Below are 19,156 nucleotides of genomic sequence, written 5' to 3'. Positions count from 1 at the left end.
TCGCCGCCGACCTCATCGAAGACAACGCCGTCCTCGCCAAAGGCCGCGTCAACTGGCGCGAGGACAAGATGTCCATCTTCGGCGGCGGACTCGTCCCACTCGACCTCTCCGACGCTGAAGCAGGTGACGACGAGCCGTTCGTACTGCACGCGGCTGCCGAGAAGGTCGACGAGTCCGTCGTCCTGGAGCTGAAGTCGACGCTGCTCGCGCATCCGGGTGCCACACCGGTGCGGCTCGACCTCGTCGGCCCGGCTCGGTCCGTTCGGTACGCGCTCGACCGCTACCCGGTGACGGTCACTTCGGCGCTTCGAGGCGAACTGAAGGGCATCCGCGGAATTTCGGTCGGCTGAGGGAGCCAACCGCCGAAGCAGCCTTTCGATCAGGTTCGAAAAGTGCAGCGCAGGTGGACGGTACGGGGCGGACGGCTCGGCACCCGGCTTCGATTCAGGTGCTATAACGAGGCCGGTACCGAGCGGAACGCTGCCAGACCGGCGGGCCGACGCTCGGCTGGAGGGGTTTCATGGAACTGTGGGAAGAACTGGACCGGCTGCGTACGGGCGCGCCAGAGCCCCGTGTCTTCGGCGACCCGTACGAAACCACCGCGGGGACCACGATCATCCCGGTCTCCAGGATCGGCGGGTTCGGGCGCGTGGCGCGGCCGGTCGGCGTGTTCGTCGTCCACGACGGCGCCGTCCAGTGGGCACCCGCCACCGATCACACCAGGTTGGCGCTGCTGGCCGAGATCGGCGGGCTGACGGCCGCGATCATCGCGACGATCGCGGTGCTCCGCCGCCCGCCGTGGCCCGATCTCTCAGTGCGCGGCCTCGCCGCCCTGCGCGAGCGTCGCATCGCGGCCAGGCCCTGACCGCTGCTCCGCGGCCCCCTCGCGGGAGCCATACGCGGCCACCAGCATGGCGAATAGCCCGAGCGCCACGCAAAGCCACTCGAACCAGTCTCCAAAACGGCTGTAGAGCGTGGCTCCCGGGCCTCCGGCCACCTCGCTGACCACGGTGGTGAACGCGTCCTCGCCACCTTCACCGGTGGCCTTTTCCGCGCGCACCCTGCCCCAGCCGTCGTTGACGCTCAGCACCGCCTGCCGTCCACCCCACAGGACCGCCTGCCCGTTTTCCACGCCGCGCACCAAGGCCGTGCGGCTCGCCTGCCAGCCGTTGTCATCCTCAGTGGACGCGGGAATGGCGAGCATCCGCGATCCGGTACGACCGTAGGCGGCGCTCGTATCCGTGTGAGCGACGTCCCCGCAGATCTCGATGCCGATTTCCCGGCCGTGCCCCGGCACGAACACGAGATCGTGCCCCTTGGGACTCACCATGTCGTGCTGCTTCAGGTAAACGGCGGGCTCGCCCCCCTCAGCGGGGAACACCAGCGCGTAGTTGTACTTCAGGTTCCCGTCCCACCACGCGAACCCGACCACCAGGTCCATCCCCTTCGTCGTCGCCAGCCTGCGCATCGGCTCGATCAGCTCCGGCGGCCGCGCCACCTTCGACCCGAACGCCGCCTCCGGCAACACCGCGGTCCGGACTCCCGATGGCAGCGCCGAAAGCCGGTCCACATAGGCGTCGAGGAGCCGTTTTCCCGCCGGTGTCGCGAGATCGGCCGCCCAGCCCTTCTGGTTGCCGGCCACCAGCGCGACCCGCTGCGGCGGCGAATCCTCCGCCCCGGCCAGGCGCAGCGCTCCCCCACCGAGGCAGACGAGCACCGCGGCACCTGCCGTCACAGCGATGCGCCCACGACCACGGGCGCCTGGTGCGAACCACGCCGCGATCGCGACCGGTACCAGCAGCACCAGGTAATCGATGCCCAGCGCCCCCGTCACCGAAGCCATCTGCAGCACCACGGGCAGGTCGCTCTGTGTCGTGGCGAGGGTGCCCATGATCCCGCTCGGCGCGAGCGAGACGAGGTGAAGCACGCCGACCCAGACCGCGGGGGCGGCCGCCACCGCGAGCAGCGGGCGCCCCCGGCCCAGCAGCGCGCGGAACAGCAGTACGGCGACGGCGAGGGTCAGCGCGAAGGTCAGGCTCGCCACGAGCCCCCACGGCCACATCGGCAGATCGTGCGATTTCGCGTACCAGTACCAGCTGTTCGTCGTGCCGAGCAGGATCCCGGCGAAGGTGCCGCCGAAGGCCACCTTGCCCGGTACCCGCGGCGCCAGCAGGAACATCGGCAACGGCGCCAACCAGGTCAGCGCCGCGACCGGTGCCAGGCCGGTGCCGAAGAACCACAGCACCGCGGCGGCGAGCACGGCCACCGCCGCCAGCCGGACATCATACGGTTTCTTCGTCATCCCCCGCGTCATGTCTACACCGTACACCTTGATGTCTACGCTGTATACACAACGGATTGACCTGCGGGTTCGTGCGCGGTGACGTCCCACCGTCCATTCCGGACAGAACCGGGAGGCGCCGCCCCCTACCTGGCGGAAGACGTCCTGCCCGCGATGGACCTGACCCGCCGGGGCACGCCGCCGCGTCGCGGTTGGGCCCGCCGGCAAGGTCGGGTGAACTGGCTGTCGAACCGGTGAGCGAGCCCGGTGGCGAGCCGCGCGCGGAGTTCGGTCAGCCGCTCGATGCGCTCGTCGAGCTCGGCGAGCCGACGGGTGATGATGCCTGCCATCGGACAATCGTCGTCGTCAGGCTCGGCGTTCACCATCGCGACCACCGCCTGGACGTCGCCGATCGTCAGCCCGGTGTCGAGCAGATCGCGCACGGTGCGCAGCCACTGGACGTCTTCCTCGTCGTACTCGCGGTGCCCCGACATCGTGCGCCGGGCCACGAGCAGGCCGCACTGCTCGTAGTAGCGCAACGCCCTCGGGGTGAGGCCGACCGCCGTCGCCGCCTCGCCGATACGCATTCGTCTTTCCTCCCAGGGGATCACAGCTCCACGACCACGGTCCCGATGTGCCGTCCGCCGAGCAGCTCGCGCAGCGCGCGCGGTGCCTCATCGATACCGGAAAGACGGGAATGGGGGAACACGATGGCCCCCTCGGCGAGACCGCGCCCGAACTCCCGCGTCGCTTCGGCGACGGCATCGAGGTGGTCGGCGACCGCGAAGCCGTGCAACTTGATCCCGCGCATGATGAGCGCTCCGGTATCGATCTCGACGGGTGCACTGAACCCGCCCGAGGCCTGGCTCGACATCGTCCCGACGAGCGCGACCCGCGCACCGTGGCGCGCCACCGCCAGCGCCGCCACCAGTTGTTCGCCACCGACGTTGTCGAAGACCACGTCGATCCCGTCCGGCGCCGCCGAGCGCAGTTGCTCCTCGATGCCGCCCTCGCCGCGGACCACCACGGCGTCGTAGCCGAGTTCGCCGATCAGGTAGTCGACCTTGGCCGGGGACCCGGTGCTGCCGATGACCCTGGTGGCGCCGCGCATGCGCGCGATCTGCCCGGCCAGCGAGCCGACCCCGCCCGACGCCCCGGTCACGAAGACCGTGTCGCACTGGCGGACCTCGCCGCCGCGAACGACTCCGAGCCACGCGGTCACCCCCTGCGACAGGTGACCGGCGAGATCCGGCAACGCCCGCGGGTCGACCGGCCGCACCGCGGCCGCTTCGACGACGGCGTACTCACGCCACCCCTGTTGGTGCACAACGAGATCACCGGGCGCCAGGTCCGTGTCGCCCACCTCGACCACCTCGCCGACAGCAGGTCCCCACAGCACCTGGCCCGGTTCGTACGAGGGCATGGGCAGCCCGATCTCGCCGTCCATGAGCGAACGCATGACCGCGGTGACGCTCATCATCCGGTTGCGGACGAGCACCTCCCCCGTACCGGGCCGCGGCACCGGAACCTCGACCACCCCCAGATCCCCGTCCCGCAGCGGACCCGAGGGACGCCTGACCAACCGCACTTCACGATGACTACCGAAGGACATGGCCGCACGCTATAACCTGACGTGCACGTCAAGTGCAAGACCGGCGCTCAGTCCTTGAGCACGACGGAGTCCTCCTTGAAGAGGCCAGTTGACAGAAGAGGCCGGTTGACGACCCTCCTGCAGCCGAGCCTGGGTTCGCCGCTCGTTGCGTTTGAGGTGGTGAGTGTTTGCGGTTGGCTGACGGCGCAAAAACTCCTTCAAAGCCTGACTGTATAGGGCGTTATACAGTTGACTGGAGGCCGAAGGACTTGCCGATGATGTCGCGCTGGATCTCGCTCGTCCCGCCGTACACAGTGGACATGCGGCAGCGACGCGCCGAGCCGGCCGAATCAGCTCCAAGGGCATGCGTGAACCCCTTTTCAGACGAGCGGTCGCCCGGCGCGGATGCGGCGGCGAACGTCCCACAGGCACAGGTTGAACGGAAACTGGCGCAACGGCCGCGGCAGCCTTCTCGCGACGGCGCCGACCACCGTCATCACCGCGCGCCACCGGCGTTCCTGCCGCGAGGTCCAGCCGAGGCGCATTTCGTCCCGGAACCGCCGTGGCAGGAAGCCGGTGGTGACGAACCGGTGGAAGCGGCCGAGCAGCACGCGCGAAACCGGGTCGGCGAACTTCAGGTCGACAATCGCGGTGAGGTAGTCCCGCACGGTGTCGTCGATGGACACCGCGTCGAGCGACTCCGTCCAGTAGTCCTCGAAGGCCGCGCGGTCGGCGGGCCACATTTCCCGGCGCACCTGCAAGGTCGTGCCGAGCGCCGAAGCCCCCTGGTAGAACTCGTCGACCCGCTCGGGCGCGATCCCGCCGAGGAAGACGTCGCAGGTGTCCTCGAATCCTTTGTAGAGGCACGCCGCCACCCACAGCTGCAGGTTCCGGTCGAACGCGTTGTACTCGACCGGGCTCGTCCCGGTCGAGCAGACGTGCACGTGCGCGGTGTTCACCGCGCGGCGGTAGTGCCGCCTGTCCTCGTCGGTCCCCATCGCGGCGACCGCGAGGTAGGTCAGCGTGGTGCGCGTCCGCTTGACCGGGTGGCGGAACAGGTTCCCGTGGTGGACCTTGCTCTCCACCACGCCGTACCCGACACCCGGCCTGGCGAGCTGCATGATCACGTTCGCGGAGCCCGCCATCAGCGCGGCACCGAGCACCGCGTCGCCGAGTGCCGTCGTGCTCGCGTGCGTCGTCTCCATCGTCGACCTCCGCTCATCTGCACACGGCCGTTCGCAGATATGCAACGCGGTCGGAGCCGCCGTGTCGAGATGGGGCCATGGAAAGCACGTCACTGCGTGTCTACGGCGGCATCACCGGGGACGACCGCCAGGCCGAGCGCCGAGCCCAGTTCGTCGAGGCGGGACTGGCGCTGCTCGGTGTGGAGGGCGGCGAGCCGAACCTGACGGTGCGGGGCGCGTGCAAGCGGGCCGGGCTCGCCGCCCGTTACTTCTACGAGAGCTTCGAAGACCGCGACGCGCTCGCCGTCGCCGTGTTCGATCACGTCGTGACCGAGATCGCGGAGACCACGCTGGCCGCGGTCGAGGCGGCAGAGCCGGACCCTCGGGTGAAGTCGGCGGCGGGCTTGCGCGCGATCGTGCGCCTGATCGCCGAAGACCCCCGTCGCGGCCGCCTGCTGTTCTCCCCCGCGATCTCCACGCCCGTGCTGCTGAACCGGCGCGCCGAGTCCAACCGCATGTTCGCGCACCTGTTGTCCGCGCAGGCGCGCGACTTCTACGGGATCGCCGAGAGCAGCCACCTCGAACTCGTCACCGAATTCCTGATCGGAGGCCTCGGCCGGACGCTGGCGTCGTGGCTCGACGGAAGCCTGTCGATCAGCGAAGACGAGATCGTGGCGAGGTGCGCGGAGATCTTCCTGCGGCTCGCCGAACTCCGGTGAGCCGCCGGGATCAGCGGTCCGCCGCGGTCTGCTGGCGGTAGGCGGCCGTGGTGGCGGCCAGGTCCGCCGCCGACCGGGCGTCGAGCGCCGCGTGCATCTCGCGGTTCGCGGCGACCACCGACGCGGTGTCCTCGCGGCGAATCTTCTCGTAGGCGGCGAGCCCGCCGGGAAAGTCGCGCGCCAGCTCGTCGGCGAGCACCCGCGCGTCCACAATGGACTGTGACGCGCCGTTGGCCCCCACCGGGTACATCGGGTGCGCGGCGTCGCCGAGCAACGTCACCCTGCCGGTTCCCCAGTGCGGCAACGGGTCCCGGTCGACCATCGGGTACTCGAGCAACCCCTCGCTGTTCGACACCAGCCAGGGCACGTCCAGCCAGTCGAAGTCCCAGTCGCCGACGTGCGCGAGCACATCGGTCACGTCACCGGGCGTGTTCCAACCCGCGTCGCCAGGCAACGGGCCCGGCCCGGCTTCGCGCGCCAGCACGACCCAGTTGATCGAATTGGGCCCGATCGGGTAGATGATCATCTCGGCCTTGAGGCCGCGCACGAGCACCGCCGACCTGCCGCCGAAGAACGAGTCCCCTTCGGTGACACCCCGCCACATCCGGGTTCCCGACCACTGCAGCGGCCCCTCCCCCGGGTGCAGTGCCGCCCGGACCGTCGAGTGCACTCCGTCGGCGGCGATCAGCACGTCGGCCGTCAGCGTGCCGTCCGGTACCCGCACCCGCACTTCGCCGGCGTCCTGTTCGAATCCCAGCAGCCCGCTGCCCGTGCGCACGGCGTCTCGCCCCAGCCGCTCGCGGACGACGTCCAGCAGGAGCATCTGCAGCTTGCCGCGGTGCACCGAGTACTGCGGCGAGTCGTATCCGCCCGCAAGTCCCCGCGGCTCCACGAACAGCCGCTCGCCGCGCTCGTCGACGTAGACGTGTTCCGCGGTGGCGACGCCGATCTCGGGCAGCCGGTCCCCCAGCCCCAGCTCTTCCAGTTCGCGCACCGCGTGCGGCAGCACGTTGATACCGACCCCGAGCGGTTTCGGGTCCCGCACCTTCTCGATTACGGTGGACTCGATTCCTTTGGCGTGCAAGGTAAGCGCGGCGGTGAGGCCGCCGATCCCGGCACCCGCGATCAGTACTCCCATGGTCTTCCCCTTTCGTTCTCCCTCCACTCTCGACCGGTCCGAACGAGAAGTCCAAGATCTAGTTGTGCTTGCTACTAGCATGGTCAGTTATGGAACTGCGTCAGCTCGAATACTTCGTCACCGTGGCCGAGGAAGCGAACTTCACCAGGGCGGCGGAGAAGCTGCACGTGGCGCAGCCGGGGATCAGCGCGCAGATCCGGCGGCTGGAACGCGAACTCGGCGAGGAGCTGTTCGACCGGGCCGGGCGCACCGTGCGGCTGACCGAGGTCGGCGACGCGGTGCTCCCCTACGCCAGGGCAGCGCTCGCCGCCGTGACCGGTACGCGGCTCGCGGTCGACGAACTGACCGGACTCGTGCGCGGGCGCGTCGCGGTCGGCACGGTCAGCTCCACCAGCACGCTCGACCTGCCCGCGCTGCTGTCCTCGTTCCACGACGCGCATCCCGCGGTGGAGATCACGTTGCTGGAACAGGCCTCCGATGCCCTCGTGGACGCACTGCGCGCCGGGCGGCTCGACGTCGCCATCGTCGCGCTGGGCGCGTACGAGCTACCCCCCGACCTGCGTGGCCAGGTCATCGCCGAACAGCCCGTAGTGGCCGTGATGGCTGTCGGCAAGGCGCCGGCAACGCGCAGAACGATTCCGCTGGAAGACCTTCGCGACCAGCCGCTGATCTGCATGCCGGAGGGCACCGGGATCCGGTCCTGCCTCGACGACGCGTGCGCCAAGGCGGGGTTCGTCCCGCACATCGCCTTCGAAGCGGGCAATCCCGCCCTGCTGGCGAGCCTCGCCGCGAAGGGACTGGGAACCGCGATCCTGCCGGGGTCCGTCGCGAAAGGACAGACCGGACTCCGCGCGCTGACGATCACGAAGCCGAAACTGCGAGGACGGCTCGTCTTCGCGTGGCGCGCGGACGGCCCGATCAGCCCCGCCGCCCGCGCACTGGTCGAGCTGGCACGACGCACCCTCAAATTCACCGTATGACCGGTTCGACGAGGAACCGCGCCAGCCGTTGAAAACCTCATCCCTTAGGCCCATGGCCGGGTACTCCCCGCAGCCGACGCGGTCGCCCGTGCGGGCGCCCTACCGTTGGTGCGAGTGCCACAGTCGAAGAAGGGGAATACATGAGGAGACTGCGTCTCGCCCTGGTGATCCCGGCGGCCGCGGGCGGGCTGCTCGCCGGGATGACACCGGCATTGGCCGACCCCACCGCGGCATCACCGGACACCACCGCGGTCCCGGACCGCTATACCGGGCAGGCACTGGACTGGCACGCCTGCGCCAAGGACGAACTGGTCGATCTTCCCGCGGAAGCGAACATCGCGGGGCTCGACTGCGCCACGTTCCACACTCCTCGCGACTGGGAACGCCCCGACGAGCGGCAGGACCTCAGCATCGCGGTCAGCAGGCTCAGGCCCACCGGCACCACGACCGCGTCGGTGTTCACCAACCCCGGTGGCCCCGGCGGGCCCGGCCGCTGGTTCCCCGCCGCGTTCCGCGACCAGAACAGGGTGCGCGAGCACCAGGAGATCATCGGCATCGACACCAGGGGAACCGGCCGGAGCAGCAACGTCACCTGCGGTGGCACGACCGGCACCGGTGCCGATCTGGACCCGCGCGACCGGGATCCGCGCAATCTGAACCTGATCGTGGACTCGGTCCGGTACGCCGCGGAATCCTGCCGGCAAGCCGCGGGCGAACTGGGCCCGCTGATCACCACCTTCCAGAACGTCCGGGACCTGGACCTGCTGCGGACGCTGCTGGGCCGCGAGAAGATCAACTGGGTCGGGTACTCCGCGGGCACCTGGCTGGGGGCGCACTACGCACAGCAGTTCCCGCACCGCACCGGCCGGTTCGTGCTGGACTCGTCGACCGAATTCACCGGAACCTGGCAGCAGTCGTTCAGCTGGCAGCCGTTCGGGTACGAGCGCCGCTGGCGGCAGGACTTCCTTCCCTGGATGGCCCGCTACGACGCCAAGTACCACTTCGGAACCAGCGGCGAAGCGGCCCGGCAGACCTATGAGAACGTCCGGTACGCGCTGACCCGTGAGCCGGTCGAAGTGGACGGCAAGAAGCTCGGCGCAACCGTGCTGGACGGTTACCTCATCGGCGCTCTCAAGTCGAAGCAGCAGTTCCCGAAGATGGCCGACACCCTGGTCCAGGTGAAGACGCTGACCGACGCCCGCAGTTCGGTGCGGGCGAAGGAGGCTGCCCGCGCGGCGTTCACGGCCGCGTTGGCGGAGTCGAAGAAGCCCAGCCCGCTGCCGGCCCTCGTGGCGGACACCTCCGACGCCATGGCGGCCACGTTGACCACCACCCTGTGCGGCGAAGGTGCGTGGACGGGCGATCGCCAGTCGATGATCTGGCAGTCGCAGGAGTACATCGACCACGGCGTGACCCTGTACAACTCGGTGTGGATGCACCTTCAGCTCTGCGCCTTCTGGAAGGCCCAGCCCCGGCCACTGCCCGTGCTGACCGGAAAGGGCGTTCCCCCCGTGGTGATCGTCCAGTCCGAGCACGACCCCGCGACGCCGATCGAAGGCGCCCGGAAGGCGCATGCCGCTTTCCAGAACTCCCGGATGCTCACCGTCACCGGCGAGGGCGACCACGGTGTCTACGCACTCGGCGGCAACAAGGCCGTGGACCGGATCGTCGACGACTACCTCGTCGACGGAGTCGTTCCGCCGGACCAGAGCGTTCCCGGCCTGCCGCTGCCCACCCCGTAACCGACCACGGCGACGAGGACGGGCTCACCGGCATCATCGGCGAGCCCGTCCCAGCCTGGCCCGGTCATCGGTATTCCCGCTTAAGCGGGAAGATGTTCGAGTGGACCACACCCGGCTCGGCCCGACGACACGCGTGATGCACGCGATGGAACGCCTCTGGGCGGAGATCCGCCGACGGCACGAGGACGTTCCGGAAGCCATCCTCGTACTGGCCTCCGGAACGATGGGGACCAGTACCGAGATCCATGGTCACTTCGCGCGCTCCCGCTGGCACGTCGGCGAAGGTGCCGAGCCGCGTGCCGAGTTCTTCCTCGGGGCGGAGGGCCTGCGGCGCGGCCCGGCCGAAATCCTCGCCACCACCCTGCACGAAGCCGCGCACGGCATTGCCGTCACCCGCGACATCGCCGACGTCAGTGACGGCCGCTACCACAACAAGCGCTTCGCCTCGCTCGCCGCGGAACTCGGCCTGCGCGCGGAACAGGCCGACCGCATCGGCTGGTCGGCCACGACCGCGCTGCCCGGCACCGTGGCCGCCTACGGCACCGAACTCGCCGAGCTCGAAGCCGCGCTCACGGTCTGGCGGCACACGGAGCAGGAAGTCGCCCGCCGTGCCACCGCGGTCCGGCCCGCGGACCCGGAGGCACCCGGCTCGCCGGACGAGTCACCAGTGATCATCGCACCCGTCGACGGCCGCGGCGCGCACCGCGGGGGTCCCAACTACGTCGCGGCGACCTGCGGGTGCGAGCCGCCCCGTCGGATCCGCGCGGCCCGTTCGAGCCTCGATCTCGGCCCGATCACCTGTGGTCTCTGCGACCAGCCCTTCGACGAAGCCTGATCCGCTCTGCGCTCTCGTAGGTGCCTGACTCCAGCGCCATGTGACTGGCGGTCTCCGGATCGGACGTGCCGCGTCTCCGCAGGGACCGCGGCGGCGGAAACGAGAACGGACATGGTTTGTCCCCTCATCGGTGACCGGCGGCGAAGGGGCAGCGGTTCGTGGGTGCGACGCACCTGGGAACCACCTGTCCTGGTTGTCGCCGCCGGAGCTCGTCAGGGTGGAAGTGCGCGGCGGAATTCACGCCGCGCTTCCGGGCACCACCGACACGAGGGATTCTTCATGCGCTACACGCTTCTGGGCCGGTCCGGCATCCGCGTCTCCGAGTTCGCGCTCGGCACCATGACCTTCGGTGACGACTGGGGGTGGGGTGCTTCACCGGAAACCAGTACGAGGCTGCTGGAGGTCTACGCGGAGGCGGGCGGCAACTTCATCGACACCGCGGACGTCTACACCGGCGGTACCGCGGAGAACGTCATCGGCCGTGCGCTGCGGGGGCGTCGCGATCGCTTCGTGCTTTCCACGAAGTACTCCCTGCAGACCTCGCCCGGGGACCTCAACACCGCTGGCAACCACCGCAAGAACCTGGTCACCTCGCTCGAAGCGAGCCTGCGCCGCCTGGACACCGACTACGTCGACGTGCTCTGGGTGCACGCCCGCGACACCCTCACCCCGGTACCGGAGCTGATGCGCGCGCTCGACGACCAGGTCCGCGCGGGCAAGGTGCTGCACGTCGGGGTCTCGGACTGGTCCGCTTGGGAGATCGCGCAGGCGAACACGCTCGCGGAACTGCGCGGCTGGTCACCGTTCGTCGGGGTGCAGCTGCGGTACAACCTGCTGGCCCGCTCGGTCGAGTCCGAACTGATGCCGATGGCACGGGCCCACGACCTCGCGGTGGTCGCGTGGGGGCCGCTCGCGGAGGGGCGGCTGACCGGCAAGTACCTCGACGGCGCGCAAGGCCGCCTCACCCGCGGCGGCTGGGACTTCAGCGGCGACCGGAGCGACCACGTCGTGCGCGAAGTGGTCGCCGTCGCCGAAGCCGGTGGCTGGACCCCGGCGCAGGTCGCGTTCGCCTGGCTGCGCACGCGGCCCGGCACCGTCATTCCGCTCCTCGGCGCCACCAGCGAACAGCAACTGACCGCGAACCTCGGCGCGGCCGAGGTCAGCCTCGACGAAGACGCCCTGCGCCGACTCGACGAAATCAGCACTCCCGACCTCGGCTTCCCCCACGACGTCATGGCAGGCGAGGACATGATCGGCCTCGCCTACGGTGACCAGTGGCGGCAGGTCGCCGATCACCGGCGCGCGTCCCGCCGCCCCGTCAACGACAACGACCGGCTGGCCTGACCACGGCGGAAGTGCTCGGGCTCGTCAGTGCCGGTCTGTCTCATCCTCGCCGGTTTCCGCTTCCGCGAACAGTTCCGCGCACCCCGAGCAGTCGTACAAGTTGTACGCACGCCCGCGCTTTCGCTTCCGGCGGTTCACGGTCCACAAGGCACCGCACAGAAAGCGCACCACCGCCCGGTCCCGCGGAAGCGGCCCAGCCAGCAGATGCCGGACACCGCCCGCGCTGTCCACCCACCGATACCTCTCAGCCATCGTCCTCGGCGGACAGCAAGTCCCCCTCCGACGCCACCTGTCGGCCGCCATCGGTGGCGGGCAGCCGGCTGTCGGCATGCCGGTGCAACAACTCGCCGAGTTGGATCAGCAGACCGGCGAACTGGTGCTGCTTGAGCGGCAACATGTCGCCGATGGCAAGCGCCCGAATGACGTCCGGCACGCGCTGGTTCACGGCGCCGAGGGCCTCAAGCAGGCTAGCGGTCGCATCATTCACAGCTGCTCGGTCTCGTCGCACCACGCACCGTTCAATCCCGGCAAGACGTGCCGGGAAAGGGGCGCCGATCGCCGAGTCTGCAAGATCTTGGTACGTGGTATCACCTTGGGGCCTTTCCTCGCCGTCGTGTTCGGTGGGTGGCACCCCGGCGACCAAACGATGGGCCGCGGAGACCGCGGGAGTCGATCCGGGTTACCTGGCGAAAGCCTGTTGGACGGCCGACCAGCCGACTATGCGGAAAACCGGGTAACCGGTATGCATGCCATGCATATACGCGCCCGCCGTCAGCGCATAGAGTGACTGCAATTCCACCTGGCGTCACACGTCAGGCCGCCGGACCGAAAGCCACGAATGGTTACGCGCTCAGCCGCTCGCTCGTGCCGTTGTGGTGCACGCCTGGCCCGAGACAACCCCGAATCGTTGTGCGCCGCGTGCCGCCAGGCGGCCCGCGACCTCCTTTTCAGCCCACCGCGAGTGCCACCCGCGTTCTGGCAGACCGACGATCTGCGCGCCGCCCTGGACACCCGTCATATGGGCCGGGTGATCCAGGCGTTTCGCCGCCACGACTGGCACGGACGACCGTTGGCGCAGGGCATCGCCGCCGGGTGGCTGGGTCTCACGCAATCGCAGCTCAGCCGCATCGAGACCGGCCCAGCTCCCCAAGACCTCACTAAGCTCGTGTACTGGGCCCGGCTCCTGCGGATTCCATCGACACTGCTCTGGTTCGACCTCCCGACCGGAGTTGTCGAGTCCGGAACTGCCGCCAGGGAACGGTGCGACGGTGATGACGAAGCAGCGGTAGCGTTCGATCCTATGAGGCGACGGACGCTGATGAAATGGGGTGTGGCCACCGCGGCCGCCACCGGTCTGGGGCGCGACGGCTTCGGGGCCATCGGGATGCCGGACGTCGTGCGGCTGCAGCGCACCACCAACCGGCTTTGCAAGCTCGACTACCAGCACGGCGGCGAAACCCTTTGGCAAGCCGGAATCGCCACCGTCCACGATGCCAACGCCATGCTCGAACACGGCACCTATCGCGACGAAATCGGCCACGCGCTCGCCAAGGCCACCGGAAACCTGCAAATCCGAACCGGGTGGCTGGCCTGTGATGCCGGGCAACCGGAGGTCGCCCGTGACAGCTTCACCGACGCCCTGAGCCTCGGACGGCAGGTTGGTGACACCGAGGTGGAGATGCGGGCGCTTTCCGGGCTGGGATTCCAAAGCAACCTCGTCGGCCGACCGCGCGAAGGTCTGCGCTTCGCCCAAGCCGCCGAGGACACCGCGCGTAGCATGGGGCCGCCCTCACGCATGACGGCCGTGCCCCTGCTGCACTTGGCGGTGGCTGGAGCAAGCAGCCATGACTTCGCCGAAGCCAACGCCGCCATCACACGCGCACGCAAAGCGCTGGACGCCGACCCGGGCGGTCAACCGGCCAGCTGGGCGGCGTTCATCAGCCCGATGGAGATCGACGCCGTGGAAGCGACCTGCCGTGTCGCCACCGACGAGGCTTCCCAAGCCGAACGGCTGCTGGAACGCGCCATCGCCGGATATGGGGCTGGTTTCGATCGCAACATCGCCCTCTATCGCGTGCGCCTGACCACCGCGCGGCTGCGGATGGGGGCCGTCGATGGCGCGCTGGAAACAGCCCACGAAGTCCTCGACGCGGTGGACCGGGGCTTGGAAAGCTGGCGGGTCAACAAAGAATTCCACCGCGTCATGGGCACTATCCGGACGTACCAAGCGGTGTCGGGAGTGAACGAGTTGCGCGAGCGGTACACCGCCACGCTGTGCTGACAGAACACCGAAGGAACGGAGCAGGTGCTATGGAAGCCGCCGTGCCCGAGCTGGTCTTGCGTCATCACGACGCGGCGGGGATGCACAGGCAGCAAGACGTGCTACTGGAGGTGTACACCGAGGTATACGCCGATCTCCTGGCCGATCCGTTCTTCACGCCAGCCCGGTTCTGGCAGCGACTGGAGAACTACGCCAAGCGCCAGGGTTTCGCGCTCATCACGGGCTGGCTGGACGACACTCTCGTTGGCTACACCCTGGGTTTCACCTTGCCGAAGCAAGCCACCTGGTGGGGCGGATTCCTTGGCGATGTCGATCCGGCCCTGCTCGAAGAAGACGGCCGGCGCACCTTCGCGGTCACTCAGCTGATGGTCGTGCCCGGCTGGCAGCGTCGCGGCTACGCCCACCGGCTGCACGGCGCGCTGCTGGACGGACGGGCTGAAGAACGGGCCACCCTGCTGGTCAAGCCCGACAACGTCCCGGCCCGCACCGCCTACCTCTCGTGGGGCTGGCATCTGTTCGGACAGGTCCAGCCGTTCGACGACGCGCCGGTGTACGACGCACTGATGTACGAGTTGCGAGCGGGATGAAGCCCGGCGTGCTCGGACGGGCAAAGCCGGTGCCCTCAGGTGGGTCCCGGCGGACACCGGTTCCGGGGCGCGCCAGGGGTAATCCTGGAACTGTCGTGCGTAAGGAGTGGGATGCGAGCACACGAGCAGGACCGGGAGCCGCAGGACTCGCGGAGATCGGGGCAGCGACGCTCGCCCGCCCCTTCTCCGCACCCCCTGGCTGGGATGCGCCCCGGCGCGATGAGTCCAGAGCGGGTCGTCGCCCTGCAACGCGTCGTCGGGATGACCACGATGGGTAAGGCTCTGGGTGAACAGCAAACAGCCGTACCGGTGCAACGAGTCGAAGACGGGACGGAGGCCCACAGCGGCAAGGGGGCCGTCGAACGCGAACGGGCGCTGAGCGCGAAGTACGGCATCCGCATCGGTCCAGCGCCGGGTACGCAGGGCAAGCACTTCAGCACCGCGCTGCTCGACAAGATCGAATCCGTGCTGCAGGAGCTGCCCCAGGAGGACTTGGGCCCCAACGAGAAGCTGGTCGCCATCGAAATGGACACCAGCACGGGCGGCAGCGCCAGCGCGTACGACTACGAGACCGGGACCATCGGGATCGTGCTCCCGATCATCGTCGGCGGAATCCGCGCGCCGCAGTGGCTGTACGCGAAGTTCAACAAAGGAGTCGGCTGGCAGCGGGCCCAGATGGACAAGGGCGCGATGGCCGACTACCCGGGGGTCAGCAAGAAGGGCGACCGCGCGATCGGCATCGGCAAGGGCGAGCGCCAGGTGCTGGGCGGCGTCCCGGACGTGCCGGCACAGGGCAACCTGGTGGAGTGGGTGCTGCGCCACGAAGTGGGCCATTCCGTCGATGCGAGGGTCAAATGGGAACGGGACCTCGCCGGGCAGGACCACTTCGGCGGTTGGCAGAGCTACGAAGACCACGACGTCGACCGCGTGGCCGAGGCCATCCTGGAGAGCACCGGGCTCACGAACCTGCTCCCCGCTCGGGAGAGCAGCAGCTCCATCACCACCTTGGCCAATATTCTCACCCTCCCGCACGCGCGGAAGAACATCACAGGCGAGCCGAACCGGCTGCAAGGATTCCTCTCCCGCTACCAGAAGCACCTACCGCCGGCGGAATTCTCGGCGCGGAGCGCCGCCGTCTTCCAGTTCGCCCAGATGGCGCTCGCGCAGCCGTGGACGTTGCCCGACGGCGGCTCCGGCGTCCTCGACGTGGCCGGGCGCACCTACCAGGTCGACCAGCACAACACCTGGGTCAGCTACGCCACCGAGCAACGCCGGCAGTACGCGTTGTCCAACTACCAGTTCTCCTCGCCGAAGGAGTGGTTCGCCGAAGCGTACGCCGCGTTCTACGGCCCGGACCCTCGAGCGCGCGATCGCCTGCACCCCCAGGTACGGGACTGGTTCGCGACACTGCCCCGTCCGGTCCCCGAAGACAGCGAGTCGTAGAGTCGAGGACATGGACGCGCTCGGGATCTGCTTCGCGGTGTGCGGCGGGGCCTGCCTGCTGACCTGGCTGCTGTCGGTGGTGACGCGGGAGTACTCGTGGATAGACCGGATCTGGTCGATCGTCCCGGTGGTCTACGTCGCGGTGTTCGCGGGCGCCGCGGGATTCGCGGACGCGCGGCTCGACCTGATGCTGGTGCTCGTGTTCCTGTGGGGCGCGCGCCTGACGTTCAACTTCGCCCGCAGGGGTGGCTACGCGCCGGGCGGCGAGGACTACCGGTGGGCAGTGCTGCGCGAGCGGATGAAGCCGTGGCAGTTCCAGGTGTTCAACCTCGCGTTCATCACGGTGTACCAGAACGTGCTGCTCCTGCTCATCACGCTGCCCGCCTTCACCGCCCTGAACCACCGCTCGCCGTTCGGCGCGCTCGACGTCATCGCGGGCGCGGTCTTCCTGGCGCTGCTGGCCGGCGAGACGATCGCCGACCAGCAGCAGTGGGTGTTCCAGCGCGGCAAGCACGCCGAACTGGCCGCGGGACGGCAACCGCGGGCACGGTTCGTGCGAACCGGGCTTTTCCGGTACTCGCGCCACCCGAACTTCTTCTTCGAGCAGGCGCAGTGGTGGGTGGTGTTCTTCCTCGGCGCGATCGCCGCCGGGTCCGTTCTGCAGTGGACAGTGCTCGGCGCCCTCCTGCTGACGCTGCTGTTCATCGGGTCCACCCGGTTCACCGAGAGCATCAGTGAAAGCCGCTACCCCGAATACGCCGACTACCGCCGCACCACCTCGGCCATCGTCCCGTGGCCGCCACGGCACCGCGAGCCGCTACCCGGAGACGTCACGCGGTAGGCCGAGCATGCGCTCGCCGATCACGTTGAGCTGGACCTCGGTGGTGCCGCCGTAGATCGTCATCGCGCGGCAGGCGATCACCTGGTCCATCCACTTGTCGCTCGGTTCGCCCCGTACGGACAGCACACCCGCGACGCCAAGTTCGGCGAGGCAGAACTCGGCGATCTGCTGCCCGAACCGCATGCTGAGGAACTTCCCGACGCTGGAAGTGGTGCTGACGTCCACTCCGGACAGTTGCTTGAGGACGGTCCGGGCGCCGAGCAGGTCGAGTACCTGGTTCTCGCAGACGAACTCCCCGATCCGGTGAATCGCGGTCCCGTCCAGGTCGCGGCCGTCCGCGAACTTCAGCAGGTCCGCGAGTGTCGGATAGGAGGCGTTGCCCCTGCCGAGCGCGACCCGCTCGCTGGACAGCGTCGCCCGCGCGACCGCCCAGCCCTCCCCCGGCTCGCCCACCACGCAGTCGTCCGGCACGAACACGTCGTCCAGGAACACCTCGTTGAACAACGCCGACCCGGTGGCCTCGCGCAGCGGGCGGACGGTCACGCCCGGCGTGGACATGTCGAGGATGAAGTAGGTGATTCCGTTGTGCTTCGGCGCTTCGGGATCGGTGCGGGCGATCAGCATGGCCCACTCGGCGAACTGGGCGACCGTGGTCCAGATCTTCTGCCCGTTGATCCGCCACCCGCCTTCCACCCGTTCCGCCTTGGTGGTCAACGAGGCGAGATCGGATCCGGCACCCGGCTCGGAGAAGAGCTGACACCACACGACCTCGCCGCGCAGGGTCGGCACCACGACGCGCCGCTTCTGCTCCTCGGTGCCGTAGGCGACGATCGGCGGCACCGCCCAGCCGCCCATCAGCAGCTCCGGTAGCTGAATCCCGGCGCGCTTGAGCTCTTCGCCGATCACCACCTGCTCCAGCGGATCCGCGTCCCGGCCGTAGGGCTTGGGCAGGTACGGCTGCACCCACCCGCCATCACCGAGCGCGACGAGCTGCGCTTCGTCTTCCAGCGCGGCAAGTCCGGTCAGTTCCGCGCGGACGCTCTCGCGGACCGCCTCCGCACCATCCGGCAGGTCGATGTGGATTTCCCTGCTGACACCGGCGAGTGCTTGCCGCGCGACGGATTCCGCCCACCGTCCACTGCGGCCGAGCAGTCCGCGCAGGGTCAGCGCGCGCCGGTAGTACAGATGCGCGTCGTGCTCCCAGGTGAACCCGATCCCGCCCAGCACCTGCACGCAGTCGGCCCCGCACCGGACGGCCGCGTCGGGCGCGATCACCGCGGCAACGGAGGCGGCGAAGTCCGCGGTGTCGTCACCGGCGTCCAGCGCACGTGCTGCGTCCCAGACCGCGGCGCGGGCCCGTTCCAGTTCGACGCCCATTCCGGCGCACTTGTGCTTCACACCCTGGAACTGGCCGATCGGACGGCCGAACTGGACCCTGACCTTCGCGTACTCAGCAGCGGTGGAGGTGCACCACGACGCGACCCCGACCGCTTCGGCGCCGAGCACGACGGCCGCGATCGACCGGACCCGCTCCTCGGTGAGACCGTCGAGCACCCGCCCGGCGGGAACCGGCACTGCCGTGGCCTCGACGACCGCCGACCGGCGGATCACGTCGAGGCTGTCCCGCTCGCGGATGTCCAAACCGGACCTGTCCAGCGCGATCCAGCGCAGCTCACCGTCGATGCGCGCGGGGAGCACCAGCAGCTCGGCCACCGCACCGCTGAGCACGCCGACGGTCGCCCCGGTGACCGTCACGCCACCGTCGCCGGTGGTCACCTCCAGCGGGTCCGCCAGCCCGATCGCTGCGGTGACCGAACCGTCGACGAGGCCGGGCAGCAGCTCTTCCTTCGCCTTCGCGTCCGAAGCGGACAGCAGAGCCGACGCGAGCACGGTCGGCAGCAACGGACCCGGCTGGGCGGCCCTGCCCAGTGCTTCGAGCGCCACCGCCAGCTCCAGCAAACCAGCGCCCTGCCCGCCGTGCTCCTCCGGCACGTGCAGGCCGAGCAGCCCCTGCCCGGCCAGTTCGCCCCAGAACGGCGGCAGGCTTTCCGAAGCGGCGTCCACCGCCGCGCGCAGCACGTCCTGGCCGAGGTGCCGTTCGGCGAAACCGCGCACGGAGTCGGCGAGTGCACTGTGCTCCTCGGTCAGGCCGAGGCCGAGCTCGTAACCGTTGGTGGCCATGACTTTCTC

The 19,156-nt window shown here is 69.3% G+C and carries 18 protein-coding genes; 11 read left to right on the top strand and 7 right to left on the bottom strand.

The features are described 5' to 3' along the window. On the top strand, window positions 1-350 hold a 350-nt coding region (locus ABD256_RS28590; RefSeq protein WP_344425603.1), incomplete at its 5' end, for a hypothetical protein. A gap of 170 nt (window positions 351-520) precedes the next feature. Further along, window positions 521-865: a hypothetical protein gene (locus tag ABD256_RS28585; RefSeq protein ID WP_344425600.1), complete on the top strand. Its 345-nt coding sequence runs from the start codon at window positions 521-523 to the stop codon at window positions 863-865. On the opposite strand, the gene ABD256_RS28580 is transcribed toward ABD256_RS28585, so the two are convergent. From ABD256_RS28580 to ABD256_RS28565, 4 genes are all read right to left on the bottom strand, one after another. Then, window positions 812-2,314 carry a nitrilase-related carbon-nitrogen hydrolase gene (locus ABD256_RS28580; protein ID WP_344425597.1) on the bottom strand — a complete coding sequence of 501 codons (1,503 nt, stop codon included), beginning with the start codon at window positions 2,312-2,314 and terminating at the stop codon, window positions 812-814. The genes ABD256_RS28585 and ABD256_RS28580 overlap by 54 nt on opposite strands. A 113-nt stretch (window positions 2,315-2,427) precedes the next feature. Then, the gene (locus ABD256_RS28575) at window positions 2,428-2,868 is read right to left on the bottom strand and encodes a MerR family transcriptional regulator (protein ID WP_344425594.1); all 441 of its coding nucleotides are present in this window, start codon (window positions 2,866-2,868) and stop codon (window positions 2,428-2,430) included. Between the two features lie 20 nt (window positions 2,869-2,888). Then, on the bottom strand, window positions 2,889-3,893 hold the full coding sequence (locus ABD256_RS28570; RefSeq protein ID WP_344425591.1) for an MDR family NADP-dependent oxidoreductase: 1,005 nt from the start codon (window positions 3,891-3,893) through the stop codon (window positions 2,889-2,891). A gap of 359 nt (window positions 3,894-4,252) precedes the next feature. After that, window positions 4,253-5,077 carry an oxygenase MpaB family protein gene (locus tag ABD256_RS28565; RefSeq protein ID WP_344425588.1) on the bottom strand — a complete coding sequence of 275 codons (825 nt, stop codon included), beginning with the start codon at window positions 5,075-5,077 and terminating at the stop codon, window positions 4,253-4,255. A gap of 77 nt (window positions 5,078-5,154) precedes the next feature. Between ABD256_RS28565 and ABD256_RS28560 the strand changes: the two genes are divergently transcribed. After that, window positions 5,155-5,775, top strand: coding sequence for a TetR/AcrR family transcriptional regulator (locus tag ABD256_RS28560; RefSeq protein WP_344425585.1), 621 nt, complete (start codon window positions 5,155-5,157; stop codon window positions 5,773-5,775). 10 nt (window positions 5,776-5,785) lie between these two features. Here the strand turns inward: ABD256_RS28560 and ABD256_RS28555 are convergent, their stop codons facing one another. Then, the gene (locus ABD256_RS28555; protein WP_344425582.1) at window positions 5,786-6,913 is read right to left on the bottom strand and encodes an FAD-dependent monooxygenase; all 1,128 of its coding nucleotides are present in this window, start codon (window positions 6,911-6,913) and stop codon (window positions 5,786-5,788) included. A gap of 89 nt (window positions 6,914-7,002) precedes the next feature. On the opposite strand from ABD256_RS28555, the gene ABD256_RS28550 reads away from it, so the two are divergent. From ABD256_RS28550 to ABD256_RS28535, 4 genes are all read left to right on the top strand, one after another. Further along, window positions 7,003-7,893: a LysR family transcriptional regulator gene (locus tag ABD256_RS28550; protein ID WP_344425580.1), complete on the top strand. Its 891-nt coding sequence runs from the start codon at window positions 7,003-7,005 to the stop codon at window positions 7,891-7,893. A gap of 140 nt (window positions 7,894-8,033) precedes the next feature. Then, window positions 8,034-9,635 carry an alpha/beta hydrolase gene (locus ABD256_RS28545; RefSeq protein ID WP_344425579.1) on the top strand — a complete coding sequence of 534 codons (1,602 nt, stop codon included), beginning with the start codon at window positions 8,034-8,036 and terminating at the stop codon, window positions 9,633-9,635. Between the two features lie 100 nt (window positions 9,636-9,735). After that, window positions 9,736-10,470, top strand: coding sequence for a hypothetical protein (locus tag ABD256_RS28540; protein ID WP_344425576.1), 735 nt, complete (start codon window positions 9,736-9,738; stop codon window positions 10,468-10,470). A 279-nt stretch (window positions 10,471-10,749) separates the two neighbouring features. After that, window positions 10,750-11,814: an aldo/keto reductase gene (locus ABD256_RS28535; protein ID WP_344425573.1), complete on the top strand. Its 1,065-nt coding sequence runs from the start codon at window positions 10,750-10,752 to the stop codon at window positions 11,812-11,814. 244 nt (window positions 11,815-12,058) lie between these two features. Here ABD256_RS28535 and ABD256_RS28530 read toward each other — a convergent pair whose 3' ends face one another. Then, the gene (locus tag ABD256_RS28530; RefSeq protein WP_344425570.1) at window positions 12,059-12,301 is read right to left on the bottom strand and encodes a hypothetical protein; all 243 of its coding nucleotides are present in this window, start codon (window positions 12,299-12,301) and stop codon (window positions 12,059-12,061) included. Between the two features lie 474 nt (window positions 12,302-12,775). Here ABD256_RS28530 and ABD256_RS28525 point away from each other — a divergent pair, with 474 nt between their 5' ends. From ABD256_RS28525 to ABD256_RS28510, 4 genes are all read left to right on the top strand, one after another. Continuing rightward, window positions 12,776-14,095, top strand: a complete 1,320-nt coding sequence (locus ABD256_RS28525; RefSeq protein ID WP_344425567.1) for an NsdA family TPR-like regulatory protein — start codon at window positions 12,776-12,778, stop codon at window positions 14,093-14,095. 41 nt (window positions 14,096-14,136) lie between these two features. Continuing rightward, window positions 14,137-14,682, top strand: a complete 546-nt coding sequence (locus tag ABD256_RS28520; RefSeq protein ID WP_344425564.1) for a GNAT family N-acetyltransferase — start codon at window positions 14,137-14,139, stop codon at window positions 14,680-14,682. Window positions 14,683-14,901: 219 nt separating this feature from the next. Beyond that, entirely contained in the window at window positions 14,902-16,125 is a 1,224-nt protein-coding gene (locus tag ABD256_RS28515; protein WP_344425561.1) for a hypothetical protein, read from the top strand. A gap of 10 nt (window positions 16,126-16,135) precedes the next feature. After that, the gene (locus ABD256_RS28510; protein ID WP_344425558.1) at window positions 16,136-16,966 is read left to right on the top strand and encodes a DUF1295 domain-containing protein; all 831 of its coding nucleotides are present in this window, start codon (window positions 16,136-16,138) and stop codon (window positions 16,964-16,966) included. On the opposite strand, the gene ABD256_RS28505 is transcribed toward ABD256_RS28510, so the two are convergent. After that, window positions 16,943-19,147 carry an acyl-CoA dehydrogenase family protein gene (locus ABD256_RS28505; protein ID WP_344425555.1) on the bottom strand — a complete coding sequence of 735 codons (2,205 nt, stop codon included), beginning with the start codon at window positions 19,145-19,147 and terminating at the stop codon, window positions 16,943-16,945. The two genes, ABD256_RS28510 and ABD256_RS28505, sit on opposite strands and share 24 nt — an antisense overlap. Between the last annotated feature and the right edge of the window lie 9 nt (window positions 19,148-19,156).

It is taken from the genome of Amycolatopsis minnesotensis (assembly GCF_039529815.1).
In the GTDB taxonomy this organism is placed as follows: Bacteria; Actinomycetota; Actinomycetes; order Mycobacteriales; family Pseudonocardiaceae; genus Amycolatopsis; species Amycolatopsis minnesotensis.
This window is presented reverse-complemented; position numbering and strand designations above follow the sequence as displayed.